23 protein-coding genes are annotated in these 21,125 nt (G+C 70.7%); 3 read left to right on the top strand and 20 right to left on the bottom strand.

Features of this window, described 5'->3' with window-relative positions; all coding sequences use genetic code 11:
• Positions 1–4: 4 nt before the first annotated feature.
• The 10 genes from AC5JJ1_RS17240 to AC5JJ1_RS17195 form a co-directional block, all read right to left on the bottom strand.
• The gene (locus AC5JJ1_RS17240) at positions 5–679 is read right to left on the bottom strand and encodes a methyltransferase family protein (protein ID WP_495786340.1); all 675 of its coding nucleotides are present in this window, start codon (positions 677–679) and stop codon (positions 5–7) included.
• A gap of 4 nt (positions 680–683) precedes the next feature.
• Complete coding sequence (locus AC5JJ1_RS17235) at positions 684–2,027, bottom strand: MATE family efflux transporter (RefSeq protein WP_495786339.1); 1,344 nt, start codon at positions 2,025–2,027, stop codon at positions 684–686.
• Positions 2,020–2,505: a winged helix-turn-helix transcriptional regulator gene (locus AC5JJ1_RS17230; protein WP_495786338.1), complete on the bottom strand. Its 486-nt coding sequence runs from the start codon at positions 2,503–2,505 to the stop codon at positions 2,020–2,022. Before AC5JJ1_RS17230 ends, AC5JJ1_RS17235 begins: the two co-directional genes overlap by 8 nt.
• A gap of 57 nt (positions 2,506–2,562) precedes the next feature.
• Positions 2,563–3,495, bottom strand: coding sequence for a glucokinase (gene glk / locus AC5JJ1_RS17225; protein ID WP_495786337.1), 933 nt, complete (start codon positions 3,493–3,495; stop codon positions 2,563–2,565).
• A gap of 123 nt (positions 3,496–3,618) precedes the next feature.
• Positions 3,619–4,191, bottom strand: a complete 573-nt coding sequence (locus AC5JJ1_RS17220) for a metal-dependent hydrolase (RefSeq protein WP_495786336.1) — start codon at positions 4,189–4,191, stop codon at positions 3,619–3,621.
• A 99-nt stretch (positions 4,192–4,290) separates the two neighbouring features.
• Positions 4,291–6,576, bottom strand: a complete 2,286-nt coding sequence (locus AC5JJ1_RS17215; RefSeq protein WP_495786335.1) for a PAS domain S-box protein — start codon at positions 6,574–6,576, stop codon at positions 4,291–4,293.
• 137 nt (positions 6,577–6,713) lie between these two features.
• Positions 6,714–7,319, bottom strand: a complete 606-nt coding sequence (locus tag AC5JJ1_RS17210) for a hypothetical protein (RefSeq protein ID WP_495786334.1) — start codon at positions 7,317–7,319, stop codon at positions 6,714–6,716.
• Between the two features lie 12 nt (positions 7,320–7,331).
• Positions 7,332–8,087 (bottom strand): MBL fold metallo-hydrolase, encoded by a 756-nt coding sequence (locus AC5JJ1_RS17205; RefSeq protein WP_495786333.1) that lies wholly within the window; start codon positions 8,085–8,087, stop codon positions 7,332–7,334.
• 13 nt (positions 8,088–8,100) lie between these two features.
• Entirely contained in the window at positions 8,101–8,757 is a 657-nt protein-coding gene (locus AC5JJ1_RS17200; protein WP_495786332.1) for an arylsulfatase, read from the bottom strand.
• Positions 8,757–9,197 (bottom strand): hypothetical protein, encoded by a 441-nt coding sequence (locus AC5JJ1_RS17195; protein ID WP_495786331.1) that lies wholly within the window; start codon positions 9,195–9,197, stop codon positions 8,757–8,759. Before AC5JJ1_RS17195 ends, AC5JJ1_RS17200 begins: the two co-directional genes overlap by 1 nt.
• Positions 9,198–9,337: 140 nt before the next feature.
• Between AC5JJ1_RS17195 and AC5JJ1_RS17190 the strand changes: the two genes are divergently transcribed.
• Together AC5JJ1_RS17190 and AC5JJ1_RS17185 are read left to right on the top strand one after the other, a co-directional pair.
• Positions 9,338–10,420, top strand: coding sequence for a 2OG-Fe(II) oxygenase (locus AC5JJ1_RS17190; RefSeq protein WP_495786330.1), 1,083 nt, complete (start codon positions 9,338–9,340; stop codon positions 10,418–10,420).
• A gap of 74 nt (positions 10,421–10,494) precedes the next feature.
• Positions 10,495–10,653, top strand: coding sequence for a hypothetical protein (locus tag AC5JJ1_RS17185; RefSeq protein ID WP_495786329.1), 159 nt, complete (start codon positions 10,495–10,497; stop codon positions 10,651–10,653).
• Between the two features lie 15 nt (positions 10,654–10,668).
• On the opposite strand, the gene AC5JJ1_RS17180 is transcribed toward AC5JJ1_RS17185, so the two are convergent.
• Together AC5JJ1_RS17180 and AC5JJ1_RS17175 are read right to left on the bottom strand one after the other, a co-directional pair.
• Positions 10,669–11,841 carry a M20 aminoacylase family protein gene (locus AC5JJ1_RS17180; protein ID WP_495786328.1) on the bottom strand — a complete coding sequence of 391 codons (1,173 nt, stop codon included), beginning with the start codon at positions 11,839–11,841 and terminating at the stop codon, positions 10,669–10,671.
• Between the two features lie 76 nt (positions 11,842–11,917).
• Positions 11,918–12,265 carry a hypothetical protein gene (locus tag AC5JJ1_RS17175; protein WP_495786327.1) on the bottom strand — a complete coding sequence of 116 codons (348 nt, stop codon included), beginning with the start codon at positions 12,263–12,265 and terminating at the stop codon, positions 11,918–11,920.
• Between the two features lie 150 nt (positions 12,266–12,415).
• Between AC5JJ1_RS17175 and AC5JJ1_RS17170 the strand changes: the two genes are divergently transcribed.
• Positions 12,416–13,666: a family 1 glycosylhydrolase gene (locus AC5JJ1_RS17170; protein WP_495786326.1), complete on the top strand. Its 1,251-nt coding sequence runs from the start codon at positions 12,416–12,418 to the stop codon at positions 13,664–13,666.
• On the opposite strand, the gene AC5JJ1_RS17165 is transcribed toward AC5JJ1_RS17170, so the two are convergent.
• The 8 genes from AC5JJ1_RS17165 to AC5JJ1_RS17130 form a co-directional block, all read right to left on the bottom strand.
• A complete protein-coding gene (locus tag AC5JJ1_RS17165; RefSeq protein ID WP_495786325.1) occupies positions 13,663–14,607 on the bottom strand; it encodes an SMP-30/gluconolactonase/LRE family protein in 945 nt (314 codons plus the stop codon). The two genes, AC5JJ1_RS17170 and AC5JJ1_RS17165, sit on opposite strands and share 4 nt — an antisense overlap.
• 99 nt (positions 14,608–14,706) lie before the next feature.
• The gene (locus AC5JJ1_RS17160; RefSeq protein ID WP_495786324.1) at positions 14,707–15,039 is read right to left on the bottom strand and encodes a hypothetical protein; all 333 of its coding nucleotides are present in this window, start codon (positions 15,037–15,039) and stop codon (positions 14,707–14,709) included.
• Between the two features lie 695 nt (positions 15,040–15,734).
• Complete coding sequence (locus AC5JJ1_RS17155) at positions 15,735–16,901, bottom strand: multidrug effflux MFS transporter (RefSeq protein ID WP_495786323.1); 1,167 nt, start codon at positions 16,899–16,901, stop codon at positions 15,735–15,737.
• Positions 16,902–17,110: 209 nt separating this feature from the next.
• Entirely contained in the window at positions 17,111–17,401 is a 291-nt protein-coding gene (locus AC5JJ1_RS17150) for a hypothetical protein (protein WP_495786322.1), read from the bottom strand.
• 200 nt (positions 17,402–17,601) lie between these two features.
• A complete protein-coding gene (locus AC5JJ1_RS17145) occupies positions 17,602–18,627 on the bottom strand; it encodes an alpha/beta fold hydrolase (protein WP_495786321.1) in 1,026 nt (341 codons plus the stop codon).
• Between the two features lie 95 nt (positions 18,628–18,722).
• Positions 18,723–19,715: a Bug family tripartite tricarboxylate transporter substrate binding protein gene (locus tag AC5JJ1_RS17140; protein ID WP_495786320.1), complete on the bottom strand. Its 993-nt coding sequence runs from the start codon at positions 19,713–19,715 to the stop codon at positions 18,723–18,725.
• A gap of 287 nt (positions 19,716–20,002) precedes the next feature.
• Positions 20,003–20,290: a hypothetical protein gene (locus AC5JJ1_RS17135; protein ID WP_495786319.1), complete on the bottom strand. Its 288-nt coding sequence runs from the start codon at positions 20,288–20,290 to the stop codon at positions 20,003–20,005.
• A gap of 269 nt (positions 20,291–20,559) precedes the next feature.
• Positions 20,560–20,784 (bottom strand): hypothetical protein, encoded by a 225-nt coding sequence (locus AC5JJ1_RS17130; protein WP_495786318.1) that lies wholly within the window; start codon positions 20,782–20,784, stop codon positions 20,560–20,562.
• Positions 20,785–21,125: the final 341 nt, after the last annotated feature.

The following is a 21,125-nucleotide window of genomic DNA, read 5'->3' as shown; positions in this document are numbered from 1 at the left end:
GGTCTCACCAGAGGCCCGGCACCAGGCGATATCGGACCCTGGCCGCATAGGCGGCGTAGCCGGGCAGCTCCGCCATCAGCAGCGCCTCCTCGCCCAGCGTCCGCGCCCCGAGCAGGGGCAGCAGCAGGGCGATGCCCGCGAGGCCCCGGAGCGAGCCGAGCAGCAGCGGCGTGCCGAGCATCAGCAGCAGCCCGAAGGCGTACATCGGGTGGCGGACCACCGCATAGGGGCCGGTGGAGATGACGGTCTGCCCCCGCGCCGCCTGCACCCGCACCGTGATCGCGGCGAAGCTGTTCACCCGCAGCACCCAGGCGAAGCCAAGGAAGCTGGCAAAGATCAGCAGCGCGCCGGCGACCATCCCCCAGGCCGGCGCCTGCGGCCCGTCGAACCGCCGGTCCAGCCCCATCGCCACGATCCAGGCGGCGCAGGCGAGCAGCGTCGCCGCGATGATCGCCCGGTCCCGCAGCCGCTGCTCGGCGCTGAAGGGCGAGGCCATCCGCTCGGCAAGCAGCGCCGGGTTCGTCCGCAGGAGCCACAGGCCGGTCGCCAGGCCGCAGCCCTGCAGCAGGATGATGAAGGCCCAGCCGCCCGGCCATTGGAGGCTCCCCGCCGGCAGGAAGAGCAGCAGCGCGAGGCCGAGGGAGCCGGTGAGGCTGCGCAGCGCCATCTTCAGCAGCATGGCGCTACCTCCGCGCCGACCACACCCCCGGCCGCACCGACAGCGCCGTGATCAGCCCATAGGCGCTGATGCCGAGCGCCACGGCGACGAACTGCCCCTGCAGCCCGTAGCCGAGCACATCGCCGAGCAGCCAGCCGCCGCCGACCGCGCAGCCGATCCGCGCCAGTGCGGCGACTACCGGCCCCGCCATCCGCCCCGCCCCCATGCTGGCGAAGTAGAGCGCCATCCCGACGCCGAAGCCCGGCAGCGCGAAGCCGATCACGGCCAGCGCCCGGGTTGCGATCTCCACCACCGCCGGGTCGCGGCTGAAGGCGGCGGCGGTGAAGCCCGGCGCCACGGCGACGAAGGCGCCGACCAGCAGGGTCACGCCGAGCGCCATCGCCGCCCCGGCCCAGGCCGTCCGCCGGGCCGTCGCCCAGTCACCGGCGCCGACCGCGCGTCCGACCAGCGCCGTCAGCGCCGAGCCGACGCCGAAGGCCAGAGGCACCATCAGGAACTCGATCCGCGCCGAGACGCCATAGGCCGCGACCGCCACCGCCCCGTAGGCGGCGACGCGCGCCGTCACCAGGATCGTCGCCAGGTTGGCCACCGTCGCCATCGCGCAGGCGACGAGCCCGACCGACAGGATGCGCCCGAACATCGCCCGGCTGAGCCGCACCCGCAGGTCCGGCACGAAGCCCGCCCCGCCGCGCATCACCACCACCGCCATGCCGACCGAGGCCGCCGCCATGCTCGCGGCGAAGGCCATCCCCGCCCCCGCGAGGCCGAGTTCCGCCTGCTCCATCAGCAGCCAGGCCAACAGCGGATAGCCGATCCAGGCCAGCAGCAGCACCCGCGAGGCCAGCGCATGCCGCCCCCCGCCGCGCAGCACGGAGGCCAGCGTGTTCGCCATCCAGGCCGGCACCGCCCCCGCGCCGAAGAGCCAGGCGCAATAGGACGCCGCCGCCTCCGCCGCCTCCGGCCCGCCGATCAGGCCGAGCACCGTCCGCGGAAACCCGGCCAGCGCCAGGGCGAAGACGAGCCCGAAGCCGAGCGCGATCACCAGCGCATGCGCGACGAGGGTGGAGGCTTCCTCTCGCCGGCCCGCCCCGAGCGCCCGGGCGATGGCGGAGACCACGCCGCCGCCCATCGCCCCGGTCGACATCTGCTGCATCAGCAGGGCGAAGGGCAGCACCACCGCCCAGCCGGCCAGCGCCGCCGTGCCCTGCCGGGCCGCCAGCCAGGGCTCCACCAGCTGCGCTGCCGATTGCAGCGCGGCGACGGCGGTGGTCGGCGCCGCCAGCACCCAGACCCGCCGCAGCAGCTCGCGCGAGGAGGGCGGCGCCAGCGCCGCGGTGCCGTCAGCCATCGACCGAGGCCTCGAACCGCGCCCGCAGCGCCTCGCTCGCCCCCGGCCCCGCCAGCACGCGGATATCCTCCGGCCGCAGCGCCTCGCCTGTGGAGGACAGCGCCGGCGGGCTGCGCACCGGCGCCCCCGTCGCCCGCTCCTCCAGCAGCAGCGGCGGGCCCTCGGGCCCGGTCATCCAGCGATCCGCCCAGCCCTTCAGCGCCAGGAAGACGGGGAAGGCATCCCGCCCCTTCTCGGTCAGGCGGTATTCGTGCCGCGCCCCCGCGGCCGGCGCCTTCTCGATCAGCCCATGCGCGGCGAGGTCGCGCAGCCGGGCCGAGAGGATGTTCGGCGCGATGCCGAGGTTGCGCTCGAACTCGTCGAAGCGCCGCGTGCCGTAGAAGCATTCCCGCAGCACCAGCATGGCCCAGCGCTCGCCGAGCACCGCCATGGCGCGGGCCACCGGGCAGCGCATCTGGGTGAAATCCGTGCGGCCCATCGGCTCGGCGCTCCTGCAGCTTGCAGGATGCAAGCATTGCAGCTTGCGCCGTGCAAGCTAATTCCGTCCGCCCCGCGCAATGGCCGCCAGCCCGACCATCGCCGGGTCGGGGCGCATCACCAGCCAGGCCGGCACCGGCGCCAGCCAGTCGCGGAACCGCCCCTTCGCCTCGAAGCGCGCCCGGAAGCGCGAGGCCGCCAGGTAGTCCGGGAAGCGCGGGCAGATGCCGCCCGCCACATAGACGCCGCCCTTCGCCCCATAGAGCAGCGCCAGGTCGCCCGCGACGCTGCCGAGCATGGCGCAGAAGATGTCGAGCACCTCGGCCGCCCGCGGATCCTCGCCGGCCAGCGCGCGGCGGGTGATCTCGGCGGCCTCGAGCGGCTCGGCCGCGACCCCGTCCACCGCCGCCAGCCCGGCACGGAGGTTCTCGATCCCCTGCCCCGACAGCACCCGCTCCGCCGAGACATGGCCGTGCTGCCCGCGCAGCCATTCCACCACCGCGGCCTCGCGCGGGTCATGGGTGGCGATGCTGGCATGCCCGCCCTCCGTCACCAGCGCCTGGCCCGGGGGCAGGAAGGCGCCGATGCCGAGCCCGGTGCCCGGCCCCACCACCGCAAGCGGAGCCCCCTCCTCCGCCGCCCCGCCCCCGAGCGGATGCAGGTCCGGCCCGGCGAGGCCCGGCAAGGCCCAGGACTGCGCGGCGAAGTCGTTCACCACCCGCACATGCCCGATGCCGAGCGCCTGCCCGATCGCGGCGCCATCCACCAGCCAGCCCCGGTTGGTCAGCCGCACGCTGTTGCGCATGACCGGGCCGGCGACGGCCAGCACCGCGGCCTCGGGCGGCTTCGCGCCGGCGAGGAAATGGCCGATCGCCTCGACGATGCCGGGGAAGTCGTCGAGCGCCACGCTCGCGGGGTCGGCCGGGACCTTGTCCTCGAACAGGGCGAAGCGGGCATTGGTGCCGCCGATATCGGCAAGGAGCGTCGTCATGCCAGCATGATGGATGGGCTTTGCCGCTCCGGGCCACCTTTGCGGAGAGCCCACCGCCGATGCAACGCATTGGTGATGAGGTCCCGCACAGGCCACAGGGCCTTGGCCAAGCCTGTGCTGGGCTCAGGCGACGCGGCGGCGCGGGGGCAGGGGCGGGGGCGGCGGCGGCAGGGGGAGCGCCTCGCAGGTGATGCAGAGGCCCCAGCGCTCCGCCAGGGCCCAAGGATCGGGCCGGTGCGGCAGGCTGAGCCAGGCGGCGGCGATCAGCCCCGCGACGACCAGCGGCTCGAAGGCGGAGCCCGTGCGCACCAGCGGCAGGGCCCAGGTGCCCTTCAGCGGCCAGCCCAGCCGCAACCCGCCCGGCGTCAGCAGATCCGCCCCGAGATGGCTGAGATAGCCGACCACCACCGGCCCCGCATGCTCGGCCGGCACCGCCCCGCGCCGCAGCAGCCAGCCGCAAGCCAGCACCGCCAGCAGCGAATGCGTCACCCCCCGATGCCCGAGCAGCGCCGCCAGCACGTCCGAGGCCGGCCGCAGCCGCTGCCCCACCCAGGATTTCGGATGGTCGACATCCGGCAGCAGCCCGCCCAGCGCCGCCAGCGCAAGCGCCCCCGGCGCCAGCGGCGGCTGGCCGAGATGGGGCGCCGCGGCCATCCAGGCCGCCATGCCGAGCGCAACATGGGAGCCCGCCATCATCGGCGTGCAGGTCCTTGCCGGAGGTGCCTGGAACGGAGCGTGAAGATTCCCGTCCAAGCAGCGGAGTGTCCAGCCCTTTTCGCAGACTGGCCCGGCGGCTCAGCCGATCTCGGGCGCCGACTCGGCCTCGACCGCCCGCCGCAGGGGCACCTCCAGCGTGCAGACCAGCCCGCTCGCCTCCCAGGCCAGCGTCACCGCCCCGGCGAGCTGCCCCCGCACCGTGCCCTCGAGCACCCGCGAGCCGAAGCCGCGCCGCACCGGCGGCGCCGCGACCGGCGGCCCGCCCGTCTCCGCCCAGCGCAGCCACAGCACCGGCTCCGCCCCGCTTTCCAGCCACCAGCGCACGGCGACGCAGCCCGAGGGCACCGACAGCGCCCCGTACTTCACCGCATTGGTCGCCAGCTCGTGGATCGCCATGGCGATGGGCTGCGCCGCCGGCGCCGGCAGGGCGACGGCCGGACCCTCCAGCACCGCCCGCTGCCGCCCGCCGACGAAGGCCGACAGCTCTCCCTCGACCAGCGCCCGCAGCTCCGCCCCGGACCAGCGGTCCTCGGCCAGCAGCGCCTGCGCCCGCGCCAGCGCCGCGACCCGCCCGGCGATCGCCCGCCGGTAGCTCTCGAGGTCTGGCGCCAGGGTCAGCCGCACCGCCGCCTGCACCACGGCGAGCGCATTCTTCGCCCGGTGGTCGACCTCCCGCATCAGCAGCGCCTGGCGCTCCTCCGCCGCCTTGCGCGCGGTGACGTCGAGCACCACGCCCACGATCTTGCTCGGCGTGCCCTCGGCGCCGATGCGCACCTCCGCCCGCATCATCAGCCAGCGCACCGAGCCGTCGGGGCGGATGTAGCGGTACTCCGCCTCGAAATGCCGCTCGCCCCGGGCCAGCGCCGCCTGGCCGATCGCCTGCAGCCGCTGCTGCTCGCCCGGCCAGTAGCCCGCCCGCATCTCGGCGATGTTGGGGCTGGCATCCTCGGGGAAGCCGAGCAGCCGGTTCAGCTCCGGCGAGCCGATCACCCGGTCGGCGGCGACGTCGTACTCCCAGACGGCCATCCGCCCCGCCTCGACCGCGAGGCGCAGCCGCGCCCCGCTCTCGCGCAGCGCCTCGGCCGCCTCCCAGGCCTCGGTGACATCCTGCAGCGTGCCGACATAGCGCAGCGCCCGCTCCTGGCCGTCCAGCATCCCGAACACCGCCCGGCCATGGGCCAAGACGCGGCGCAGGCTGCCATCCGGCCGCACCACGCGGTAGTTGAAGACCGGCTGCTCCCGCCGCGCCGGGTCGAAGGCGCGCCGCGCCGCCGCCGCGGTCTCGGGGAAGTCCTCCGGATGCGTTGCCTGCCGCACCTCCTCGAAGCTCGGTTCCCGCCCCGGATCGAAGCCGCAGATCGCCTTGGCGCGGGCCGAGTAGACGAAGCGGTTGTTCACCAGGTCCCAGTCCCAGATGCCGAGTCCGGCCGCCTCCGTGGCGAGGGCGAGCCGCGCCTCGCTTTCCCGCCGCTCCGCCTCGGCGCGTGCCCGCTCGACCGCCGCCCAGGTCCGCTCGGCGACGTCGCGCACGAGGTCCGCCTCCGCCGCCGTCCAGCGCCGAGGCACGATGTCATGGGCGTAGAGGAAGGCGGTGAAGGCCCCCGCCTTGACCAGCGGCGCCACCACCAGGGCGCGGATGCCGATGCCGGCCCAGGTGGCCGCCACGGCCTCGCCGGCGGTCCGCGGGTCGGCGAGGCAATCCTCGATCACCAGCACCCGTCCGGCGCGCAGCTCGGCCGCGGCGGCCGGGCCGAAGGCGTCGAGCGGCCGCCGCTCGCCGGTGCGCCGCGGCACGCGCCCGTCGGTCCAGTCGCGGACCACCAGCAGCTGCTCGCCCGCCTCGTCCATCTCGGCATAGCCGGCTCGCGTCGCGCGGAGATGCCGCCCCAGCAGCTCCGCCGCCGCGACCATGGCCTCGCCGGGATCGGCGAGCCCGCGCAGCCGCTCCTCCAGCGCGAGGAGGAAGGCCTGCCGCGCCCCGCCCTGGCGCAGCGCCTCGGTCGCATGATGCTCCGCCGTGCGGTCGCGGAAGGCGACGCCGAGGCCGCGGGCGGTCGGGAAGGCGGTGACCTCGAGCCACCGCCCCGGATGCACCACGCCTTCGCGCTCGATGCGCATCGGCCGCCGGGTCGCCATCGCCTCGCGCAGCCAGGGCTCGAGCCAGCTGCCGCGCGCGCCCTGCAGCACCTCCCAGATCGGCCGCCCGAGCGCCGCCTCGGCCGGCACGCCGTAATAGGCCACGCAGCCGGCGTTGAAGGTCAGGAAGCGGAAGTCGCGGTCGATCTCATAGGCGTTGTCGCCGAGCGCCTGGAACAGCGCCTCGCTGGCCAGGTCGAGCGCCTCCGCCTTGCGGTCGAAGCTCATGGCATGACCTCGCTGTGCGCCGTCACATGGGTTCCCGTCCTGCCTGGCGCCTGACGTTGCCGCGCCCGCAAGTCCCCGACAACCAAGGATGTCCGGGCTGCCCCGCGGTTGTCGCATTGTTGCTTGGCCCGGTCCTTTCAGAGCCCGGCCAGCGCCTTCAGGAAGCGCTCCGCCGCCAGCTCCGGCGCCCAGGGCCGCCACGGCTCGCCGCCGAAGACGGCGACCAGGGGATCCTCCTCCATCACCTTCGCCTTGATGCCGAGCGTCCCCCGCACCTCCGCCGGCGTCCAGCCCGCGACATGCACCGCCTCCGCCGCGGCGAGGGCGATGTCGCAGGCCTTGTGGGCGCGCTTCTCCTCCGGCGCCCAGGGCGGCAGGCCGTAGCGCAGCGCCACCACGCCCTGCAGCCGCGCCTGCAGCTCGGCGAAGCCGGCGCCGAGGAAGGGCTTCAGCGGCGAGATGCAGTCGAAGCCGAGCAGCCCCTCCTCGGCATCGTGCAGCAGCTCCCGCCGTGCCTGGGCCGGCGTCAGCTTCGCCCTCGCCTGGCGGAGCGCCAGCACCGCCAGGGAATGCTGCGCGACGGAGAGCGGCGCCCCTTCCCAAACCGAGTGCCCGCCCCAGCGGAAGGTCCGCGACAGGCCGATCGCCAAGTCCTCCTCCGTCCAGTCGAAGGGCGTGGGCGAGAGCAGGTCCAGCCGCCGGCCGGAGGGCAGCCGCACCCAGGCCCGGAGGGGGTCCCGCATGGGGGCGGCCATTCAGAACCGCGGTTCGGTGATGTCGAATTCCTGCATCACCGCCAGGTCCTCGCTGAACCAGGCGGCGATGCCGGCCCGGCGCTGGCCGACATACTCCGGCCGCCCCGCCGCATCGAGCCGCATGGTCAGGTCATGCCCCGGGATCAGCAGCGTGCCCGGCACCGCCCGCCACAGCGCCCAGATGCGCTCGAGGCTCGCCCGGCTCGCGCCGGCATCCATCGTCATGTCGGTGGCGAGCGAGAGCAGCTCCGCCCGGTTCTTCGCCGCGTCGCCGCTGAACAGCACCGGGACCTCGTTGCCCTCCAGCCGGAACACCAGGCAGCCCGGCGTGTGCCCGGGGCAGAGATGCGCGGTGAAGCCGCCAAGGAAGCGCTCGCCGTCCTCCAGCAGGTGCAGCTTCGGGTGGCGCGCGATCTCGCGCACATGCAGCTCGGGCAGCGGGTTGAAGCCCGGCGGCTCCTGCACCGCCCAGTCCATCTCCGCCCGGCCGATCCAGATCGCCGCATCGGGGAAGAGGGTGACGTTCACCGAGTGGTCCCAATGCGCATGGGTCAGCACCACATCCGTCACCGCCTCCGGCGCGACGCCCGCCGCCGCGAGCTGCCGGCCGAATTCCGGCCGTACCCCATAGGCGCCGACATCGACCAGGATGGTCCGCCCCTCCCCGCGCAGCAGGGCGATGGTGCTCCAGCCGAGGCCGCCATGGCAGAGCGACCGGCCCGGATAGCCCTGCACCAGCACGTCGATCGCGTACATCGCCCGTCCCCGTTCAGCCGCGCAGCAGCCGCCTCAGCTTGGCGACGGCGCTGTCCGGCGTGGTGAAGACCGGCCGGCCCGTCGCCGCCTCGACCAGCGGCGCGGCCCGGGCGAGGCTGAACTGCGCCAGCGCCACCACGTCGCAATCGGCCAGCGCCTTCGCGGCCTCCGCCGCCTGTCGGTCATGCGCTGCGGCATCCCCGGCATCGAGCGCGGCGAGCGAGCCCTCGGCGAGGCGCGTCACCACCTCGACATCGGCGGGAAATTCGGGCGGCATGGTCTCGAGCGTCGGCTGGAAGCTCGCCAGCAGGCCGATGCGCGGCCGCCGCCCGCCCGCGACCTGCCGCGCCGCGGCGACGGCCGCCTCGATCATCGCCTCGTTCGGCTTCAGCACCGGCATCGGCGCCTGCTCCGCCGCCACCGCCTCGATGCAGGGGCCGAAGGCGGAGCAGGTGAAGAGGATCGCATCCGCCCCCGTCCCCGCCGCGTAGCGCGAGAGGGTGAGGAAGCGCTCCGTCATCGCCGGCGTCAGCGTCCCCGCCCGCGCCAGGTCGGCGGAGAGGCTGTCGTCCAGCAGGTTCATCAGCTGCGCCTCCGGCCAGGCCCGGCGGAAGGCCGCCTCGATCGGCGGTGGCGAGTGCCGCAGCGCGTGGATCAGCGCGATGCGCATCAGCCCCGCCTGACGCAGCGCCGCAGCGGCGAGGGGTAGTCGCCGCAATCGGGGAAGACGATCTCGTCCGGCCCGCGCCGCTCCACCCGCAGCACATCGGGGTTGCCGCCGCAGCCGAAGCCGAAATCCGGCGGAAGGCGGCTGCTGAAGGCGCTGCCCTGCGGCGCCGCCGGCAGGAAGCGGAATTCGAGGCCGTTGGGCTGCAAGGCCACCGTCTCGATCACCCGCTGCCGGTAGGGCGTGTCGAGCAGGCTGGCGCGCATCACGACATCCTTGGTGAAGACCACGGTCGGGTTGCCGAAGCAGGCGGGGGTGTCGGCATCGTTCGGCGGGAAGAGCCCGCCCGTCCAGGCGCCGAAGACCCATTCATGCGGCGGCCCCTGCCGCCCCTGCGCCCGCAGGATGGCCGGGGCGGCCAAGGGGGAGGCAAGCGTCGCCATAGTGACAAGCAGGGCCCGACGACGCATCCGCAACGCTCCAAGGTTCGACCGAGAGGCTGGTGTAGCGCCCTTCCTGCCGCAAGCCCAGGTGGCGAGGCCTTAAGGTCCATTCCGGGCCAGGATGAAGTATGCTCCGGCCCATGCCCAGCCCCGCCCCGCCCCGCCTCCTCCCCGGCGACCCGGCGCCCTGGTTCCATGCCGCCCATGGCGGCAACCCGCGCTTCGCCCTCGCCTCCGTCGCCGGCCGCTACGTGGTGCTCGCCCTCGCCGGGCCGGACCCGGTCGGGCAGGAGGCGGCGCATCGGACGCTCCTCGCCGCCCGCCAGGCCGAGTTGCTGGACGACGACCGCGCCACCGCCATCCTGCTCAGCCCGGCCGCCAGCTTCGCCGAGGCGCCGCCTGACGCCATCCCCGGCCTCCGCACCCTGCTCGATGCGGACAGGCAGGTCGCCGCCGCCTTTGGCGCCGCCGAGCGCCCGCTCGCCGTCCTGCTCGACCCCTTGCTGCGCGTCATCGCCTGCGGGCCGCTCGGGGATTTGCCCTCGCTCCTGGCCCTGCTCGCGCGCCTGCCGCCGCCCGCGCTGCATGCGGGGCAGGAGAGCCCGGCCCCCGTCCTGCTCCTGCCCCGCATCCTGGAGCCGGAGTTCTGCCGCCACCTGATCGCCCTCTACGACGCCCAGGGCGGCGAGGAGAGCGGCTTCATGGTGGCCGATGGCGAGCGCACGATCGGCCGGCTGGACCGCAACCACAAGGTCCGCCGCGACCTGCTGATCGAGGATGCCGAGGTCCAGGCCGGGCTCCGCGCCCGCATCCAGCGCCGCCTGGTGCCGGAGATCCGAAAGGCCTTCCAGTTCCACGCCACGCGGATCGAGCGCTACATCGTCGCCTGCTACGACGCGGCGGAGGGCGGGCATTTCCGCGCCCACCGCGACAACACCACGCCGGCCACGGCGCATCGGCGCTTCGCCGTCAGCATCAACCTGAACGAAGGCTTCGAGGGCGGCGAGCTCTGGTTCCCGGAATTCGGACCGCGCCGCTACCGCCCGCCGCTGGGCGGCGCCTGCGTCTTCTCCTGCTCGCTCCTGCACGAGGCAACGCCGGTGACGCGCGGCCTGCGCTACGCCACCCTGCCCTTCCTCTACGACGACGCGGCCGCCGCCCTGCGGGAGGCCAACCGCCACAGCCTCGTCCCGGGGCCGAGCCCCGCGCGCACGGAAGCGTGATTCCAGGCGGGAGCGGCGAAACCGCGGGCCTCCCTGGTGCGTCTGCCGTGTACCGCAAGCCCCGGAGAGATTGCATGAATTCCGACAGCCTCGTCGTCTGGCTCTTTGCCATGACCCTGATCGTCGGCGCCGCGCTCGGCGTCTGGCAATGGACGCGCACCAAGCAGGCCAAGCGCACCAACGAGCATTCCGTGGCGACGACGCCGCAGGCCGGGCCGCAGCCCAAGGCCTGACGCCGCCGGCCGCGCCTACCCGCGCGGCAGCTCCTGCTCGACGAGCGTGGCGAAGTAGCTGGCGCCGATCGGCAGCAGGTCGTCGTTGAAGTCGTAGCGCGGATGGTGCACCGGCACCCCGCCGCGCTCAGCGCCCTTCTGACCCATGAAGAGGAAGGCTCCCGGCCGCTCGAGCAGCATGAAGGAAAAGTCCTCGCCGCCCATCACCGGCGGCAGGTTGCGATGCACGCGCGCCTCGCCCAGGACGCGCGCCGCGGCGCGCGCGGCGCGGTCGCTCTCCCCGGCATGGTTCACGGTCGCCGGATACTTCCGCGTATAGACCACCTCGGCCTCGGCCTCGTGCGCCGCGGCGGTGTGCTGCGCGACAAGCGGGATCAGCCGTTCCATGTCGTCGCGCACCTCGGGCAGCAGCGTGCGCACCGTGCCGCCGAGCTCCGCCACCTCGGGGATGACGTTCATCGCGCTGCCCGCATGGAACTGCGTGACGCTGATGACGGCGCTCTTCAGCGGGTCGACGCGCCGGGCGACCAGCGCCTGCAGCCCGACCACGATCTGCGCGCCGACCATCACCGGGTCGATGGCGATATGCGGCTTGGCGGCATGCCCGCCCAGGCCCCGGACGGTGATGCTGAGCCCGTCGGAGGCCGCCATGATCGGCCCCGTCCCCGCCGAGCACTCGCCGAGCGGCAGGTCGGGCGCGTTGTGGATGCCGTAGACGCTGTCGCAGGGGAACCGGTCGAACAGCCCCTCCTCCACCATCACCCGGCCGCCGCCGCCGCCCTCCTCGGCCGGCTGGAAGATGAAGGTGACGGTGCCGTCGAAATTGCGCGTCTCCGCCAGGTACTTCGCCGCGCCGAGCAGCGTCGCCGTGTGCCCGTCATGGCCGCAGGCATGCATCCGCCCCGGGATGGTCGAGGCATGCGGCACGCTGCTGATCTCCTGCATGGGGAGGCAGTCCATGTCGGCCCGCAGGCCGATGCTCCGCCCGCCCGAGCCGTTGCGCAGCACGCCGACGACGCCGGTGGTGGCGAGGCCGCGATGCACCTCGATCCCCCACTCGGCCAGCTTGGCCGCCACGATGTCGCTGGTGCGCCGCTCCTCGAAGCCGAGCTCCGGGTGCTGGTGGAAGTCGCGCCGCCAGGCCGTCATCTCGGCGGCGAAATCGGCGATGCGGTTGATGATGGGCATGGGGCGCTCCGGTCCGGTTCGCCCAAACCAAAGCGCCGGCGGCCCCGCTTGTCGAGGGGCCGCCCGGGCCGATGGCTCAGCCGCGATGGCCGCGCGTGTCGGTCTCGGCCTCGGTGGCGGCCCAGCCATGCGGATGGGCGTCGCTGTAGATCACAGCCTTGTCGCGCCCGCCGCCGGTCGCCCGGCCGATGCGGCCCTCCCGCGCCTGCCCGCCCGGCTGGGCCAGATAGGTGGTGTCGCGGCCGCCACCCTGGATGGCGGCATGCGAGCCGCCGACGATGGAGGCCCGGGCCGCATCGCCATAGGTGACGGCCGCCTCGGCACCGCCGCCCGAGAGCAGCGGCGCGGCGCCGGCGGAGGTCACCATGGTCGGGGCGCCAAGGGACAGGCCAAGGGCGGCGGCAAGCAGACTGGTACGGAACATCGGCTGAGTGCTTTCTCCTGCTCCGGCGCCGCGACAGCCCCATGCCGTCATGGCCCGAAGTTGACACCTGCATTAACTTCCGTACATTCGTTCGGTTTCCGGCATGCGCTCCGTTTCGAACCGGTGCGCCCGGCTGCGCGTTGCCCCACCGTGACCTACTTCATGTTCGCCACCGGCATCGAGAACAGCAACCCGACCATCGATGGCGGGCGCACGCGCCGCGACCAGATGGAGGAATGCGGCCATTACGCGCGCTGGCAGGAGGATCTGGCGCTCGTCGCCGAGACCGGCTGCGGCTTCCTCCGCATCGGGCCGCCCATCCACCGCACGCTGCTCGGGCCCGGGCGCCATGACTGGGACTATGCCGATGCGGCCTTCGCCGAGATGCGCCGGCTGAAGATCGTCCCCATCGTCGATCTCTGCCATTTCGGCCTGCCGGACTGGCTGGGCGACTTCCAGAACCCGGGCTTCCCCACGGCTTTCGCCGACTATGCACGGGCTTTCGCCGAGCGCTTCCCTTGGGTGCAGCTCTATACGCCGGTCAACGAGATGTACATCACAGCGCTCTTCTCCGCCCGCTACGGCTGGTGGAACGAGCAGCTCTCGAGCGACCGTGGCTTCGTCACCGCGCTCAAGCATGTCGTCCGCGCCAATGTCCTGGCGATGGAGGCGATCCTCGAGGTGCGGCCCGATGCGCTCTTCATCCAGAGCGAATCGACGGAGTACTATCACGCCGACAGCCCCGCGGCGATCGGCCCCGCCGAGGTGAGGAATGCCGAGCGCTTCCTCTCGCTCGACCTCAACTACGGCGTCCGCGTCTCCTCCGAGATGTACGAGTACCTGCTCGACAACGGCATGACGCGGGAGGAGTACCGCTTCTTCATGCGGCACCGGCTGAAGCGTTGGTGCATCATGGGCAACGACTACTACGTGACGAACGAGCACCTGGTTTCGCCGGACGGCGGCACGCGCGCCTCGGGCGAGATCTTCGGCTACGCCACCATCACCCGGCAGTATTACGACCGCTACCGGATGCCGGTGATGCATACCGAGACCAACCTGATGGAGGGCCCGCGCGGCGACGAGGCGGTGCAGTGGCTGTGGAAGCAATGGGCCAATGTGCTGCGCGTCAGGAATGACGGCGTGCCGGTGGTCGGCTTCACCTGGTTCTCGCTCATCGATCAGGTGGATTGGGACACGGCGCTGCGCGAGCGGAACGGGCGCGCCAACCCGCTCGGCCTGTACGACCTCGACCGTCGCATCCGCCCGGTCGGCGAGGCTTACAGGAAGCTCATCGACGACTGGCGCGACGTGCTGCCGGCGCAGAGCCTCTGCCTCCAGGTCCCGGTCCACATGCTGCGGGACCGGGACGGTTGGCCGGAAGGCGAGGGGCGGAGCTAGCCTCCCGCCACGCCCTGCGTGTTGACGTAGAGCGAGAAGAGCGACTGCGCCGCCGACATGAAGAGCCGGTTGCGGTGCCGGCCGCCGAAGCAGAGATTGGCGCAGCGCTCCGGCAGATGGATGTGCCCGATCGGCGCGCCGGCGCTGTTGTAGACCCGCACGCCGTCGAGCGCCGGCGTCATCCCCCAGCCGCACCAGAGATTGCCGTCGATGTCGAGGCGGAAGCCGTCCGGCGTCTCCTCCGGCTCGCAGGCGACGAAGATGCGGCGGTTGCGCAAGCCGTCGCCCGTCACGTCATAGGCGATGATGTTGCGCGGGTTGCCGCGGCTCTCGATGACGTAGAGCAGGCTTTCATCCGGGCTGAAGGCGAGGCCGTTCGGGTGGTCGATGTCGTCGGCGACGCAGGTGATCGCACCCGTCTTGCCGTCGACGCGATAGACGTTGGTGTGCGGCAGCTCCGCCTCGGTCTTGATGCCCTCGTAGAAGGCGTAGGTGCCGAAGGGCGGGTCGGTGAACCAGATGGAGCCGTCGGACTTCACCACCACGTCGTTCGGGCTGTTCAGCCGCTTGCCCTGGTAGCTGTCGGCGAGGACCGTGGTGCTGCCGTCATGCTCGAAGCGCACCACCCGCCGCCCGGCATGCTCGCAGGCGACGATGCGCCCCTCGCGGTCGCGGGTATGGCCGTTGGCGTTGTTGGAGGGCTTCTGCCACTCGCAGACCTGGCCCGTCGTCTCGTCCCATTTCAGCACGCGGTTGTTGGGGATGTCGGACCAGAGCAGGCAGCGCATGTCGCCGAGCCAGACCGGCCCCTCGCCCCAGCGCGAGCCGGTCCAGAGCCGCTCCACCGCCGAGAGGGCCAGGTGGTACTTCCTGAAAGAGGGGTCTAGGGCGACAATCGACGGGTCCGGATAGCGCTCGCTCGGCTGCCAGCGTTCGGTCATGGCGGTTCCTTCCCTGGGAGGGCCGCGATCCTGCCTCCGCCTTGCCGGGGGCGCCAGACCACCCGGCGGGATGAACCAGGCGGTTGAAATGTCACGCAACTACGTCGGGACATTGGCTGGCCCCGGATTAAGGGCACGGCCGTGCCACACCGGGATGACCCGCTTGAGCCTCGCTTCGATCGCTTCCGCCTTCCCCGGCCGGCCGCTCGCGCTGAAGGCGCCGATCACGCGCTGGCGCGGCTGGCTGACGGCCTGCGTGATGTCCGTGATCTGCGGCGGCTTCGCCGCCCGGACCGCGATGGAGCTGGTGCCGACGCTGGTCGACGACTGCGCGCTCCGCACCGTCGCCGTGCCAGTGAACGGCCGCATCTCCAACGGCCAGTGCCGGACGCGCTTCGGCCTGCTGCAGGCCTGCGAGATGACGATCGGCACGATCTCGCCGAAGAAGGGGATGGAGCCGGTGCGGAGGAAGGTGAGCTACCTCTTCGTCGAGCCGCATATCAGCGACTTCGACGTGCAGGTCATGGCCGATCCGTCGCGGCCGGACCGGCCGTCGACCGATATGGGCCTCGACCACCTGACCAACCGGCTGCTGACGGCGCTCGGCATCGCAGCAGCGATGGTGGCGCTCCTCATCGGCGGCATTGTCCTGGTGCGGGCTGGTGGCCGGGCGCGGCGGGACATGGAGAACCTGTCCGGCAGGCGGCTGATGCCGGCGCCGGTGCAGGTGGCGCGCGACCCCAATGGCTGGCAGGTGCGCCCCGTCGGCGGCAGGAAGGCAACGCTCTGGCCGCTGCCGAAGAAGGCCGAACCTTTCTGGATGGATCCCGCGCAGGCCACAGCCCTGGCCGTGACCGCGCCTGGCGGCGCGCTGTTCCCGCTCGACCGCGACCTCGCCTGGGCCGATTTCACGCCGGAGGAGCGGGACCGGCTGCGCGCCTCCATCCACTCCTCCCCGCCTGTCGGCGTCGTGGCGCCGGGCGCCCCGGCCACCGCTGCCAACAAGCTAGAGCAGGTTCCGTCAGCCAGTACGAACGGAAAACGCTTCAGGCGAAGGGCGGCCAGGCCCTGGCTGCGGGCTCGGGCATCGCCTTGCCCCGGTCATCGGCCAGGGCGGGGCGCCGGCCTCAGCCCCTCGGCCGCGCCAGGCTCGCCGCGATGGCGGCGCCGACGCCGAGGAGCATCAGCAGCGCCATGGGCCGCGGCGTGCCGTCGGTCAGCGCCCCGACCAGGGCGCTGCCGGCCGCGGCCAGGCCGAATTGCAGCGTGCCCATCAGGGCGGAGGCGCTGCCCGCCCGCGCCGCGTGCCGCGACATCGCGCCGACGGCCGCATTGGGGAAGATGAGCCCGGTGCAGGCCAGCGCCACCGCCCCCGGCACATAGACGCCGAGGAAACCACCGGTGCCGGTGAAGACCGCGAGCACCAGCAGGAGCACCGCCGCACCGCAGGCCCCGAGGGCGAGCATCGGCACCGCGCGGGCACCCATCCGCCCCAGCAGCCAGGGATTGAGCTGCGAGGTGGCGATGAAGCCCGTCGCGCTGAGGGCGAAGAGCAGGCCGAAGCGTTCCGGCGCGATCCCGAACTGCTTGATATAGACCTCCGGCGCGCCACCGATGAAGGCGAAGACGACGAAGCTGCTCGCCCCCGCCATCACCGTGTTGGCGAGGAAGCCGCGCTCCCGCCCGATGCGGGCGAAGTCACCGAGCAGCGCCGCCGGGGCGCGGCGCACGCGCCGGGCGGGCGGCAGCGTCTCCGGCAGCAGCGTCGCGGCGAGCAGGCAGGAGAGCAGCCCGTAGCCGGCGCAGGCCCAGAAGATCGTCCGCCAGCCGCCCGCCTGCAGCAGCAGCCCGCCGAGCGTCGGCGCGAGGATCGGCGCGGCGCCCATCACCAGCATCAGCCGCGACATCATCCGCGCCGCCTCGTGCCCATCCGCCCGGTCCCGCACCATGGCGCGCGGGATGACGGCGCTCGCCGCCCCGCCGAAGGCCGCGATGCAGCGCCAGGCGGAGAGCGCCGTCATGCTCACCGCCAGGGCGCAGCCGAGCGAGGCGAGCGTATAGATCGCCGTGCCGAGGATGAGCGGCCGCCGCCGCCCGAGCCTGTCCGCCAGCGTGCCCTGGACAAGCTGCCCGACGGCGAGGCCCGCGAACCAGGCGGCGAGCGTCACCTGCGCGCCGCCCCAGCCGCTGCCGAGCTCCGCCTCGATGGCAGGGAAGGCCGGCAGGTACATGTCGGTCGAGACGGGGCCGATCGCCGTCAGAAAGCCGAGCAGCAGGGGAAGCCAGCGGGGCATGGGGCTCGTCCGCCTCGGGACGAGGCCAGTCGGATCAGGGGAATGGTGCCCAGGGGCGGAATCGAACCACCGACACTGCGTTTTTCAGTTGAGAGATCCCGGGCGTAACTTGTTGACTAGGTTGGGTCCTGCTGCCGCTGCGCTAGAACTGTGCTGGGCAGCCAGTGTTTTTTCGAACTTCCCGCCTCCACCGTCAAGCGGCAGCGCGGCTAAATACAAGCGTATACCTCGTGGATCGCAGGATCACTCGGATTGTAGCCTGTGCGCCGCTCAAACCGGACGTCCAACACCTCCACTGAAGTGGCGTCACTGGCCCGAAGCAGCTTCCAGCCCGCCCGCTCTTGCGACATACTTTCGCCAGCGATCTGATAGCAGCGCAGTAACTCCTTTCCGGCACCGTCCCTCCCATAAACATGTGGCTCGACGATGCGATTTCCGGCGGAATAGGTCAGCTTTAAGAGCCGCCGCTGATTAATGGCCGCTACAATCAGGCCGTTCATACGGTCTCCTTCACTATTTTTGTGGGCAGCCGGGCACTAAAACGCATCCGCACCCAAACTGTGTCTCCAGCATTATCCTAGCTTTGCCGCTGTCGTCGGCCTGGATGGTTACCCGCTGCGTCAGCCCACCTGCACGTCCAGCTAACCTGCACGCGCTCATGCGCACTGACTGGCTGCCGTGCAGTCCAACGTGGAGCAGATCAGGTGGGCGCTGTCGGGACAGTCGAAGCCGGAGCAGTTCGCACTAGCGTTTGTGGACCGACTAGCTTGTAGCGGTTTGCAGCCAGGATTTCTCTCGTGCGAATTGCGCTGCGGTCCAGGTCGCCGTTGAGGGTATGGGCCAGATCCTCGGTGAATACGGGGTCGCCAATGTGCCAGGAGTGTGATGGGTAGCCGATGATATCGTCCTGCGGCCGCGATTGGATCATGCGCTGGTAATACTCGCCACAGTCGACGTTGACGGCCTTCGCCGGAGCGTCCGCCGGAAGGCCAACGCGACCGACACGAGAGGAGAGCCCCACACGCTTGGCATTGGAGATCTGCAGAACCTCATCGAATGGATTGGCATAGTTGGTGAGGCGGAGACAGTGCCGGTACGTCGACTCGCTCTCTGGATTGCCGGTGGCGAGCGAGGGCGCGGAAACATCGCCGGCGATTAGCACCAACTGGCTGACTGTCCAGTTTACGGCGGCGATTCGGCGGCGGTCGTCGGCATCATCGAAAGCTTCCCGGACAACATAGGCGCCTGTGGAATGGGCGAGGAGGTGGACGTTGATCTCGCACTCCGGGCGGGCCTGTAGCGTTGCGAACAGCTCAATGCAGTCCTGGACCAGCGCGAGGGCCGTCATCTTGGCTTTCACTCTATCCTCAAGGTAGGCGAGCGCGGTGTCGCCCGAGGGCCAGTCGAAGCTAACCACCGCACCCGCGTAGCCAAACTGCGGCAGGTCGCTACTGAGCCGCCGATGCCGCTTCAGGATGTCGGGTATGCTGTTGTTGTAGCCATGAATGAAGACGAGGACGTCGCCCCGGACGACGCCTGTGGCGTCTCTCCTCCTCCCGGCGAGGGCACTCACTTTCCTCACCCAGTCCGCCCGCTTCATAGCGTGGGCTGGCAGGGCCGAAGGCGCATCATCGGGTACTTCAAGGAACTGAACGGGCCCTGGGTCGTCACTAAACTCGCGTTTGCCTCGAGCCGTCGCACGCGCGGTGATGACATATTCGGGCATGGTGCCGCTTCCCCTCCGGCTTTGTTCCGCCCAGAGACTGCCTGATTTGAAACGGTATGAACAATCGCTGTGTGGGGCCCGATGGAACCAGCTGCTTACTGCATCTCAATACCTGCCGCCTTGATGGCCACGGTGTTGCGCTCAATATCGGTGGCGATGCGCTCGCGGAAGCGCGCGGGGTCCAGCACGAAGATGTCGCCCTGAGCCAGCAGCGGCGGGCGCGCCGTTGGCGAATCCGCTGTTGCCTGCATCATGCCGTATAGGCGGTGCACCAGATCGGATGGCGTGTTGGCTGGTGCGACCAAGCCGTTCCAAAACACGGCGGTGAAGTCCGGGTATCCGGCTTCCTTAACCGTCGGCACCTCCGGCAGCTCGCGCCAACGCGTCTCACCAGTGGTGGCCAACGCCGCAAAGGTGCCAGCTTGGATCAGCGGTCCGCCTGTGGTGGGCGTGTCTAATAGTACGTCCACCTCACCAGCCACCATTGCATTGGTCGCCACCGAGGAGCCGCGGTAGGGCACATGCAACATCCGCACACCGGCTGCCGCCAACAGCTGCTCCATATGCAGGTGCTGGAGGTTCCCGACGCCGGCCGAGGCATAGGTGACTTGCCCCGGCTGTCGCTGTGCCAGTGCAATCAGATCCTGCAATGTGCGCACGCCTTGGGTGCGTTGATTGCGTGAGTTGATCACTAAGATGAAAGGGCTGATGGTGATCGTGGCGATGGGCAGCAGGTCGCGTAGCGGGTCGTAGCGCGTATCGCGGTAAAGCAAGTGGTTCACGGTCATGGTGCTGGTGTTGCTGACTAGCAGAGTGTGGCCGTCCGTCGCTGCGGCGACGTATGCCGCGCCGAGCGAACCGTTTGCGCCAGTCCGGTTCTCCACCACGATGGGCTGGGGAAGGCGGGTTCGAAAGTCCTCGGCTAGAATACGGGCACAGATGTCGGTCGAGCCGCCGGCAGGATAGCCGACGACCAGGCGCACCGGGCGGTTTGGCCAGGCAGTAGCGTCGGTCTGCGCGAGAGCGGGCCAGGCCAGTGCAGAAAGTGCCGTGACGCCCAGAGCGCGTCGACCGAGGAGTGCCTGCATGGACGCCCCTTCCCTCCCCTTGCCGCTCCCACGGAACGGCGCCACTGGTGATCAGACCAGCTTCGCCGCGGATCGTCTAGACGAGCGCTGCCAGAGCTTTGTGCGCTGCTCGGGCTCCTCGAATACCTCCCGTCCAAGGTGGTCGACCTGGTTTACCCGGCGGGTGCCTCTATCTCCCGCTGGTGCACCAGTCATGGAGAAACCCGCTTGCTGAGGGCATAACAGCAAGCGGGCCTACCCATCTCAACAGGAGAATCACGCCCTACCCACGCACCACTACTGTTAGTCTAGACATAGAGCGACTCAACGTAGATCGGGAAGTACTGGTCATAAACCGGCTCGACGTACAGAGGTGCATACAGCTCATCCACGGGTTCGACGTAGATGGGGGCATAGGGATCGTCGATTGGCGCGACGTAGATGGGCGCATATGTGTCATAAACCGGTTCGATGTAAACAGGCGCGTAAGGGTCAATCCAGATCTCTGGCTCGGCGTAGATGGGCTCCGGAGAGGTGACGTACACCTCCCCGTACGGAGCTGGTTCTGGGAACACCGCTACTACATCGTCGTACATATGCGCGTCCTCCTCATCCAAAGTTAGGAAAACGCGGTTTGGCGGCATTGGCGTGGCGTGCCTGTGTTTTCAGTAAGGCAAGTGGGCCGAATACAACCTCCTGATAATTGCTCGAAATCGTCAACTTTCAGTTGCCGAAACAACGATGATGGGCGGGCAAGGTCACTCACCTGCGCCCGCGTCATCATGGCAGAAGCCCCGGCGGCGGAGCACTCGCTGGCTAAGACAGCGTTGCAGCAAGACCGCCTGGACGAGATCAGAAGCTTGGGTCAGATCGTGCGAAGCTTGTTCGCCACGTTGTTCAGGATCACTGCTGTTTTATGCAGCGCCGCGATCCTTGTCGCTAGCACCTCCTTGCTGATCGAGGCGGTTGAATGCGTGCCATCAAACTGCACCGCCGCGTCGTATGTCTCCACGTCGCGAAACTCGGTAGGCACCCTCACCCTCTGAAAACCTGCCGCCTTGATCGCCCAGGCATGCAGCTTCACTGACAAGCGGGCCTGCTCGCTGTAGATCTCGCAAGCGTTCTCGCTGATGCCCTGGTACTGCGGCTTGTTGTTGCCATGAAAGGTGGCAAGAAAGTTTGCTACTACGTCCCTGATGAGTTTCTCCTCATTCTCGTCGTCCTAACTGCTCTGTAGATATGCACAAAATGGCCGCGAAAACGTGCTCATAACCATGAGGAGGGCAGGTTTTTGACCTACCCCTACAAAGCCCTATGAGGGGTTGTGTGCTAGCCGTTCTTATTCACCAGGGGTTTGCGATGCGGCTGGCGGTCATGTAAGAGGGGCAAAAGCTGTGGCAGCGGTGGGATTTGCCCTTTCCAGGCGGCGGC

Source organism: Belnapia sp., assembly GCF_059504005.1.
Note: the sequence above shows the minus strand (reverse complement) of the source record. Positions and strands in the feature narration are given on the sequence as shown.